The 11,345-nt window shown below is 27.4% G+C and carries 5 protein-coding genes; all 5 read right to left on the bottom strand.

All coding sequences use genetic code 11. The features are described from left to right. Window positions 1-24 precede the first annotated feature (24 nt). The 5 genes from ERUM_RS00405 to ERUM_RS00385 all read right to left on the bottom strand — a co-directional run bounded on the left by ERUM_RS00405 (window position 25) and on the right by ERUM_RS00385 (window position 11,126). Complete coding sequence (locus ERUM_RS00405; protein WP_011154755.1) at window positions 25-396, bottom strand: hypothetical protein; 372 nt, start codon at window positions 394-396, stop codon at window positions 25-27. After that, the gene (locus ERUM_RS00400; protein ID WP_011154754.1) at window positions 386-2,029 is read right to left on the bottom strand and encodes a hypothetical protein; all 1,644 of its coding nucleotides are present in this window, start codon (window positions 2,027-2,029) and stop codon (window positions 386-388) included. The genes ERUM_RS00405 and ERUM_RS00400 overlap by 11 nt, the downstream gene beginning before the upstream one ends. A gap of 1,513 nt (window positions 2,030-3,542) precedes the next feature. Then, a complete protein-coding gene (locus ERUM_RS00395) occupies window positions 3,543-4,955 on the bottom strand; it encodes a DUF3514 domain-containing protein (RefSeq protein WP_011154753.1) in 1,413 nt (470 codons plus the stop codon). Between the two features lie 1,189 nt (window positions 4,956-6,144). Continuing rightward, window positions 6,145-7,767, bottom strand: a complete 1,623-nt coding sequence (locus tag ERUM_RS00390) for a hypothetical protein (RefSeq protein ID WP_011154752.1) — start codon at window positions 7,765-7,767, stop codon at window positions 6,145-6,147. A gap of 2,138 nt (window positions 7,768-9,905) precedes the next feature. Next, the gene (locus ERUM_RS00385; protein WP_011154751.1) at window positions 9,906-11,126 is read right to left on the bottom strand and encodes a pyruvate dehydrogenase complex dihydrolipoamide acetyltransferase; all 1,221 of its coding nucleotides are present in this window, start codon (window positions 11,124-11,126) and stop codon (window positions 9,906-9,908) included. Window positions 11,127-11,345: the final 219 nt, after the last annotated feature.

Genomic DNA, 11,345 nt, shown 5'->3' with positions numbered 1-11,345 from the left:
AATGAAAATACATATTACCTTCTTTCATCTAGATTTAGATTGATTATTCTTTTGTGAAGAGTCTTGCTTTTTCCAATCAACATTTTCCTCCTCCTGAACATCAAGTAGACGGTCAATTTCACAAATTATTTGCTTACTTCTTTTATCAACATCCTTATCACTATTTTGATCATTCACCTGAACACACTCACCATATTTAAGAATGTCGCAAGAAACAAGATCAAAATTTCTACGGTCAGCATATTTAGCTACTTGGGAACATAAATCATCAATGATCACCCCAAAATCGAAACAACCTTGATTATAAGATTCCTGCATTTGACTCATACCATGTTCAGAAAGCAATGCAGCCAAACTAGCTGCTATAACACCCACTAATTCACCATTATACACCATTATACATGTAGAACATGGCCAGCCACATACGATAACATATATATCCTAAGTCATATCCAAGAAGAGGTACTTTACACTTCCTCCTAACTACACTATAAAATATTAATTGACCTGTTGAAGGTACACTAGTATCTTGACATGCACCATCCGAACTACTAGATATCATAGTATAGTACATTGACCCCAATGCTAAGACAGAAGAAAAAATAAGGTTATTAAGTACAGTAATCTCATATTTATTATGCACTACTGTTAATTTAGCATATATACAACGATATAATAAATCAAGCATGTGCGAAAAATAACCACTTGATTGATTATATAGAACATGTGGTAGGGTAGCATCCTGACTTTTACAACGTTTATTGAATATGTAACAAGCTATTCGATAGCACTGAATAGGATTTAGCTCATAATTATTAAGATTAGTCATGCGTAATAATAATGGATTAACCTGGCTCCCATAAAACATCATCTTCATAAATATCATAAGTTGCCTACGCATATAATGCTTACATGTAGCAAATCCACAGTGCATTAGTACATTAGCTTTCAATAACAACCTAGCTACTTTTACATCAGGTGTAATATCTGTTATTACAGAATCAGTATGAGCATTAATAATAATTCTATTTCCATATGACATTGTGAACATTTGAGATAACATAGTACGACAAAATATAAAATGTAAAGTTCTTAGTGTTGACATACGCACTTCTACAGGAGCATAATTTTGATTATTTATCTGATAAGAGACTGGAGCACATTCTACACTTTCAAACACCATTGAATCTACTGTAGAAGATGTCTGACAAACATTCGATACACTACTTAACCCACATGATCCATAAGAACTAGAAGTTGAGCTTACACTACAAGAATCTACATCTATTTGAAATAACACAGATTTTGATGACTTACATACATCAAAATCAGAATTAGCAGCTTTTAACTGTAATTCCCCATGTACTAACATATTAGTATCAGTAGTTATATAACCAATGTTATCTTTATGATCAGATTCATATCTTTTAGAACGACGACTCATTTTATCCTTCGATCTTAAATCTGAACTCACACTTTGAACACAGCTTTCATCACCAGCTTGAGGTTGTGTTACTTGTCGAACTATAGGATGTTTGGTTACCTTTCTAGATCGCGTAGTTTTTGGTCTTGCACCTAACATCAAATAAGGATCTGTATCTTGCATCAGTAACTTATCAGAATAATTAGCTTTTCCACTTTGTACATCAGGTGTTTTATTACATGTAACTGCGGCATCCCCTTTCAATAGTACTTTGGGCCTTGCACCTAATTCCTTATAACTTTGAGTAGAAACAGATTGATCGTCACTTACAATAGGCATTGCATATGTGACATCTGGACTTTCAATATTTAACTCAGTTAATGCAGAAGTCAAATCTCCTACCGTAATATTTTGAGTTTTTTGATCATCTACTGATTTAGTTAATACACGATGCTTTCTACCTTTACGTTTTGAGTTCCTATCAGATCTTTTACTAAGGTTCTTATCCTCTTCATCTTTTTTCTTTTTTTGAGCATTATCAATTACTCCTAATAATGTTGTTGATATAGCAACAACACTAACAACACCTGCTATTATTCCAATCATATCTAATAACCCTAATAAATGTAATTTCTACAAAAGATACTGCTACCATTAGATTCCACTCATAAATCCAAAATGATAAGTACTATTATTAAACAACAGACTTGTTATATTTAACGATATTTATTAGGTTCTCAACTTTTACAAAGTATTAGATCTTAATAAAATAACATAGATACCCAACACAGGTAATACCAGAAAAATCATCAACAAATAGTCAGTACTATCAAATCTTAAGTTGTATAAAAAACACAACCTAAAACTGTATGATAATACAATCACTTATTAAGAAGCAATAGATATTTAATAATATCTAAGCTAAAATTATAGAATACATCAAGGATCTTTTTCAATCAGACTTATATCAGTATAGTAATTACCATGAAATAAAACCATACTTAAGCATGATATTTTATCAGGATACTATTAACTTAGACTACTATATCAATAATTTAAATTTGTAATAATCATTTAAGAATCAAACATGCTAAATTAGCATGTATTATAACAACTCTACAGACTATTAAGTTCTGATCTTTGTTAGTAATTTTTTCTGAAAATACTACACCAATATATTAGAAATAGGACCAATATTAAACATATTTAATTCATATCATGTATATGTTAAAGAACAGTTACATAAAGTATTAATAATATATTAAATTTTACACTTGATTAAAAACATATACTCACATATGTGTATAAGGTAGTATTATGCTTACTTAGTAACATAAGATTATTTAATAGAACGATTATACATAATACACTAAATTGATCTCATAAAAATATTACAATTATATCACTATGTACTATACATGATTAATTCTAATACAGGATTAGCTAACAAAAATTCTGAGAATATTTTTTAAAGATAGATTACTTGATTTGATATATAACTAAAAAGTTTCGCTATTACACCTACTAAAACTCACTTCTCCCATAAAGTAATAAAAAACATCCATATAAGTCTCTTATCACAGCAAAAAATATTAAAAAATACATACAACAACATATTATACGACAATAGATAATAATAGTTTTGATTCACACAATAAATATATCTAAATCTTATAAGTGTACTATCCAAAATCTCTCCATTATACTTATAAAATACCCATAACATTACCCAATTTTTTCACAGAGTACAAAAACTGTTAATGTAATATCTTATATATCGGTAAAACACACTGTATTAAATTAGAATCACCACATTCTTTTAAGTCATTCGAGTAACTCAGAGACATGAGTAATACTATATCTAATTAATCTGTACTATTTAATACAACATGTATATTAGCTTTTTTAGTTATAGAAAATTTTTTACTATCAAGTACTACCATAAACTTGTTACTCACTATTACTATAATCTAAAGCCGAGAAGTTATTATGTAACCAAAGTACATAGAAGACAATAACTCGTTATATTAACAATATTAGATATTTATTAATATTGATATTGCACCATATAAATATGTACAACTTATAATGCTAGGTTCTTTTTATAAAAAACAATAGATCATTTACTATATCCACATTGTGACATATGATAGTTTTCTCCATAATCTCGCTGTATATTTTCAGATTTAGCACTTTCCTGCATCTCTTTATATTGCATCATTTGCATATAAATATCTTGCAAAGCTTCTGATGTACTTGATGCACAAATGTTGTCAACAATACTTCTATATATAATATTCAATCTGAGTTCATCAGTTAATATTGCACATGTTATAGTTGCCCTAATATCCTGAGAACAAATATTAAGCAATGCAGATGAAAAATTCACTCCACATATTGTTTCTGGTTTATTACCAGAATGGAGAGATAAATTATACAAATCTAAAAATGTACTAGATATTTCATGTAGAAGCATTATAAATTTTTGGTCTTTGTTAACATCAAATGTTGTATTACTCAACAGCATAACATCTCTATGACCAATACCAACTTGAATACAACAACTTATTATAAGAAAATCTAAAATATTACTAGTTAATCTATGCTCAACATTTCCCCTACGCTTCATTTGTTTTCTTACACACATAAGATTTTGTAATAATTGTAATACTGCAATATAAAATGTGATATCTCTAGAACAATAATTTTCTTGTAATTTAAAAACTTTAGAATCAGCATAACACTCCAACTGAGAACTTAAGCAATAACGACAACGTCCCAATCTTTCACTATTCTTAATAATGTCAATTACACTTATCAATATATTATCCATAACATAATAATCTAAATACTGTAACTCATAATTGTACAGAAGAAACTTACTAAAGTCATAAAAACCCAATACTGAAGCAAGTTGTGATAATACATTTAACTTAGAAAGATATAGAATTAATTCATGATACGAAGTAACATTAAAAAAATCTCGAAACCTCTCATTTATAGTATAATTCCGATCTGTATCTATACAAAATATATTCTTTGTTATATAACAGATGTATGCTAAATGAGTATGCTGCTGTACTCTAAATATTATTCCAGAAACACTTTCAGATAATTGCTTGTCAGCATATTCCTGAGGATCATAATATTTTTCATATGACAATTTATGTTCATTAGGTACTGTCATTGGCATTTTATAAGAAACCCGACAAGGTCTCTTTAAAACAAGTTGCTTATTTTGTACATTAAGTACCAGATCTTGATTAAATCTTGGGGTTTGAAAAACATTTTTATATTGGCTATTTTTCGGTCTAGCACCTTGCATTAAATGCACATTTTCAAGTCGAACGTTCGACTGCATAACACCTGTCAATTCCCTTGCAACTCCATCCATAGTAGCCATAATATCTCTTGGAACATTAGTAGAAGTCATATGACTTGTACCGACACTACCGATATTCAATCTAGCAGTCCTCGAATTTAACTGCTGTATGTCATCTGTATACTGCTGATTATCCTTTCTAGCTTTCATATTCTAGCCATTATATTCTGCTTGATTAATATACAACTGCTTATTTTTCCTTTCCCCATTAAAATCACCTACAAATCCAAACAACATAATATATGACATTAATATTAATAATTTTATAAATCTTATAAAGAAAATAACTTATAATTGATAAATAAAATTTTAATTAAAGCTGATAAGTAATTTCATGAAAATTATATATTTATATTAAAAAAATATCTTAGCTTAATACTTCTCTTAGTAAAAATTAGACTTAATAAAATCATTATCTAATATACAATAACCATAAGGTCAATACTATTCATTTAAGATTGTTTGGTACTAAATGTAACTACTAATAAAAAAACATTAAAACACTAACCTTATTTTTTTAAGGATAAAAAATCTTTATAATTCAACTTTATACGAGTTACACAGTGTTTGAGTTATTATGCAACTGATAATATTTTTAACAATACTAAGACGATAAAGACCCTAAATGTTGATTATGTTTACACTATTAGAAACACTATACCATCACGTATTAATTGTTACACAATATAAAAAATCTAATCTTCAACCAATTAATATATAAGCTAATCGTACTCCCATCAACATAGCAAAGTTACTTGCCAATCTCTTGCATAAATTAACTTCAACCTAACCAATATTGATAATTAAATTATATGTACAATCTTATTTACCACCTAACATACAAATATAAAAACTATAACTTACTACTAATCATTACTTACATAATATAACAAAATATGCTGACCATTTTTAAAACACATCAATTCTCATATTCAAACAAGCCTGATCCAAACTACATGCACTAAAATTAATGATTACTCCACATTTTGATAAAAATTATTACACCTCATGTAATTATAAATATACAGAACACTACACAGATTATCATTAAGTGAACATTAATATAAGACCATTACATTAATCAATTTATACATCAATAGCAAGATACCTTAAAATTATATTACACTTATGACTTATCTGTTTCATATAATAAATCAATATATGTTACCTTCACTTCTTGCAAGCTCATCTAATATCAGAACTTACCAATACCACAAAGTGATATATAATACATAACAAAACTACAAAAGTAGCTGTACCCAAAATTAGGAAAACAATCTCTTCTAATATATTTCAGTTTGTACATAATATATAAAAAACAAAAACATCCATATACTCATTATCTACCATACCCAAATTCACTCACTTGAAATACACACTCTTCTTCCCCTTGATCAGCAGTAGTACCAGCAATAACTTTAAGTATATTTGCATACTTTACTATATCATCTTCTATACTCAATAAAACATCTTCTCCCAGATTATCCATTACATAATTCGCAATATCTGTCGTTACACAAGAAAAATTTAGCTTCCCAGCTTGTTTAATACTTTTCGCAAAATGACGCTCAATATCATTATTACATATATCTAACAATAGGCTTGGGAATCTTACACCTTTGATATATTTAACTGCATTATTATACTCTGGACCTATATAATACATATATACTATACCACAACATGTATCGACACACCTCTGTTTCATATCTCCCCCCCCCCCCAACGGATTTTGTAGAAAAAAACTTTGTAAAGACGAAGAATACTGTTCCATTGCATAATACATACAACCTAATCTATAATAACAGGATACTACTGCAAAATTTACATAATGAACAACATCGGAACTAAATCTTGTACTCCTTTTTGCAGTCACTAATTCAGATAACATTCCAACTAATGCAGAATATTGCTCTGCTCCATTGCTAAGTGTATACCCTGAATTAACAACCTCAGTATCTGCATAAATCATAAATACATTGTATAACCTACCCATCAATATTGAAGATCGTGAATCACAAGATACAACATTCATTAATTCATCAAATATCATATTAAATGCATACATATTCAAACTGTCAATTTGATAACATATCATAGCACAAGATAATTCGTTAAAACCTAATGTAATCGCCAACTGTGTTACAAGCTCTATTTTTATTAAATCAATCAGATAATCAACATTTGTAATACTACTTGATAATTCTTGTATAATCTCATCTTTCATTTGGTAACAATTATTACCAGCGTGATAAAACATTTTGCGACAAAGATTACATATATGTCCTATATGAGCATTTCGTACACGTTTTAAAGGATCATTACTCACATTAGTAACATCACCCCTAGTATTTTCACCAAATATATTACTAAAATTTAATTTTTGAAATTGAGTAGTCATCTCCTGCAAAGGGATATTACTATCCTCACTATCAGGTACTCTGTTGTTATGCTCTGGAAATACAGCGGTACCACCACTTACATCGTAATTAACAAGAATATTCCTTACAATATCAGTATTATATTTCTGCATAATATATTTCTGAAAAAAACTACTGTCATATGACTTTTTCGGTTTAGCACCTTGTATTAAACATATTTCGCTAAGTGTATTACCTAATACAGAACTATCAGCACCACCAACATGCTGTTGCTCAGTAGGAATTTTATGCACATCTACTAGTTTTTTTGGTTTAGCACCTTGTGCTAAATACATTTCTTCAGGTAGGCTACTTAATTTCTTTTCATCACTAACAATATTTTCTTGATCACCAACAACACCTATATTACCTACCATCATTGAAATATTATCTTGGCACACCTGTGCTGTTAAATCAGATACTTGAGCTTCTGTATTACAATACTTTCTTTTTTTTCTCGATTTTTTACTTTTTTTCCGATTATGAGATGATTTTTTCTTTTGTTCTTCTTCATCAGAGCTATTCACAAATCCAGGTAACATATGAAAAACTTATTAACACACTTTCAAGAATTATAACACAAAAAATCATTAAATACTATTTTTTTTAATACATTTAGTTTATATAAAAACAAATTACTTACTTATTATTTTACCAATATAATTAACAATCCCAGGATTTATACAGTAAATAATTTCGTTATAATAGACTCATATTAATGTACTAGAGAAAATATTAACATGATACTGTTAGCAAAAAACCACTGTAAGTAATATCTTATACAATCTCAAGACTACAGAATACTACCTTCTAAAAGACATAGAATTTACACATATATATATCTTTTTCAACAACAGATCTAAGCTGAACCATCTCACAAATTGCAAAAGATAATTTAATATTTAATACAACACTATTTGCACTCAATAACACATAATTTATCAATCAAAACACTTTCTTAGTTTATTATTCATATTGTAAGCTACTATTCTATTTATTCAGCAGTTTATAATTATATAATAAACATGAAATTCGTATAGATTCCTAACTATCCATTTTTTGCATATACTTACTAATACGCTTACTATAATGATTGCTAATTTGATACAACGTTATATATATTTAAAAGATTCTTTTAAATATATAAATCTATATACCAACCAAGATCTTGCTACTTTAGTATTTACATTACATTATTAATTTTATTAACTAAACAAATTTAAAGTACAATAAAACATAAAACTACTATTTCACTATTCACGCTTTTTACATATACTTATCAATTTATTCAACATATTCATTTCAATGATCTACAACCTAGTACAACAATACTTCTATTTAAGATTTAAATAAAAAACGCATTGCTATTAATCATATAAAGTCTCCTTCAGTTGACACTTATATTACACATTATTATTCTACTTATTAAGCAGATTTAGAATATGATAAAAATTATGAACAAACCTTATTAAATATTAATTACTTTTATGTATTAAATATAAAATCAAATATATTTATTCTTAATAATTACCTTAACTAATCAATATAGATAATGGCTTTTACCTATATTTATATAATACGTTTTTTAAGGATAGTATATTAATAGACTTATATAATATTTTAATCAAAATGATCAACAACATACATAAATTAACTATTGATTGCTAAAATAATACAAAGATTTCAATCTTTATTGTAACATCACCACATTAGAATTAGTTAAGATCACATTTATTAGCAAGAAGAAGCAATACAAACAACATAAATTACTATTGTAAATAAATTATAGTAATATACATTTACAAAATCTACTTACTTATATACCTAAAATATTTTAATATTATAACCCATCACTTAGCTTATCTTTCATAGATTATAAAAAGCTATAATATAAGTACTTACTATATTCAAGGATACCATATCTCTAATATGTTTATAATAAGATATAAATATAAACAATAATAATATTATTATATAATCTTTAAAATCACATATTACTTTCTACTAATAAGTTATACACAATTGATTTGACTAACATAAATACAATAAAATTACAAATAATGCTTGTATATTCATTATTGTAACCTATAGAAACTACACATAATATATCTACTTAATATACAAATAAAAAAGATGAAAAACCTATAAAGGTTATTATTTATATTTTCATACTTTTAACATATTAATCATGATAACTTAGTTAGTATCAGCACTATATAAACAGCATTACAAAGTTTTATAGACTTGAACTTCAGATAATATATTTATTTGATATTACAAATAAACTAGCTACATTTTATAAACTTAATTACTAGTTTATATGTTTAACATATTATCAAGATAATTCACAAATCAATATAAGTACTATATTTTAATACTATTTCTATATATCTATCCTAAACAATATATATATTTAATATTACAAGCAAACAAGCTACCAACACAAACTTAACTATTCCACCTTCACATATTTATATTTTTTACATATTACAATAACCATACAATATAGTTATTTATTCATTACACAATAACATGATAACGTTTTATAGAAACAAAATTTATCAACTGTAAAAATATTCTACAATATTGCAACAACATAAGCACAGAAAACTAATAGCATGATTTGATTAATGATACTCTTTAAAAAATACACTAAACCAATAATTGCTACTTTTTTCAACTATATTAACATTAAATAAGGTTTTTCAATATAAGATTTAAAACAATTCAAAAACTTTGCAGCCAATACACCATCTATTACCCTATGGTCTACAGATAATGTAACTGTCATAACATTTGAAATACAAATTTGATCATCAACAATTATGGCTCTTTTATCAGAACACCCAACAGCCATTATACAAGACTGTGGTGGGTTAATAATTGCATTAAACTCTTTAATTCCAAACATGCCAAGATTAGAAATAGTAAAACCACCACCTTGAAATTCTTCAGGCTTAAGCTTTCCAGTTTTAGCTTTACTAGCTAACATCTTGACTTCATTCGAGATTTCCAACAAAGACTTCTTATCTGCATTCCTAATAATTGGAGTAATTAAACCATCATCAATTGACACAGCAACTGAAATATCAACATTAGCAAATGCAATAATTTTATCATTATCATCCCAAGAAACATTAATTTCAGGAAATTTCTTAATACTCATAGAAACAGCTTTGATAATAAAATCATTTATAGTAATTTTAGTACCAAAATTTTCAGCATTAATTTCCAATCTAACTTTCAGTAAGTCATCTACTTTACAGTCAACTGAAACATAAAAATGCGGGATCATTTGTTTTGAATATACCAAACGTTCCGCTATTACTTTTCTCATACTACTAACTTCAATAAAAGTATTCTCTCCATTAGAAGTAGGAATAATTTCTACATTATTCTCTTTCTTACTTGCTGCATCTAAAACATCTGCTTTAACAATTCTTCCATAAGGACCTGTTCCTTGAATGGAATTTATATCAATAGCAAAATCTGAAGCTATTTTTTTTGCTAACGGGCTTATCTTAATTCGCTTAGGTTCAGATATTGTAACTACATCATTTTTAATTTCTTCTTCACCTTGCAATACTACTGATGCTTTTTCAGTTTTAGAAGCAGTACTACTTGATACATACGCATCAACTTCCTTTAAATCCAGCTTATCAGTAACAATTAATGCTATCAGCTGATTCACTAAAACATTCTTTGTGCCTTCTGCAACAATAATCTTTCCCATGATACCATCTTCATCAGTGTACTCAAATTCCATAACAGCTTTGTCAGTTTCTATATCAGCTATAATATCACCTGATTTTATTTCCTCCCCTTCAGATTTATACCACTTCCTGATAATCCCACTGGTCATAGTCGGTGAAAGTGCAGGCATCAATACTTCTATAAACATAATTAAAAAAACAAAAAATATCTACACAAGTCATTACAGTATTAGATATGCATTGTCAATCCAATTATAGGCAACTTTACCCTACAACAGGTTAAATAACTTATCAATAAACTACAGATATTATCAATAACATGGATAGAAAAACACAACTAAAATTCTGAACTCAATATCACACACTAATATACATATCTTGAGATACCATAATTTTAACAACCATCA

The organism is Ehrlichia ruminantium str. Welgevonden (assembly GCF_000026005.1).
Taxonomy (GTDB): Bacteria; Pseudomonadota; Alphaproteobacteria; order Rickettsiales; family Anaplasmataceae; genus Ehrlichia; species Ehrlichia ruminantium.
The sequence above is the reverse complement of the archived record's forward strand: the minus strand, read 5'-3'. Positions and strand labels throughout refer to the sequence as shown.

What these genes read in the sequence shown, in the direction of transcription:
- ERUM_RS00405 (WP_011154755.1), bottom strand. Translation starts at nt 396, where the DNA reads ATGGTGTATAATGGTGAATTAGTGGGTGTTATAGCAGCTAGTTTGGCT.
- ERUM_RS00400 (WP_011154754.1), bottom strand. Translation starts at nt 2,029, where the DNA reads ATGATTGGAATAATAGCAGGTGTTGTTAGTGTTGTTGCTATATCAACA.
- ERUM_RS00395 (WP_011154753.1), bottom strand. Translation starts at nt 4,955, where the DNA reads ATGAAAGCTAGAAAGGATAATCAGCAGTATACAGATGACATACAGCAG.
- ERUM_RS00390 (WP_011154752.1), bottom strand. Translation starts at nt 7,767, where the DNA reads ATGTTACCTGGATTTGTGAATAGCTCTGATGAAGAAGAACAAAAGAAA.
- ERUM_RS00385 (WP_011154751.1), bottom strand. Translation starts at nt 11,126, where the DNA reads ATGTTTATAGAAGTATTGATGCCTGCACTTTCACCGACTATGACCAGT.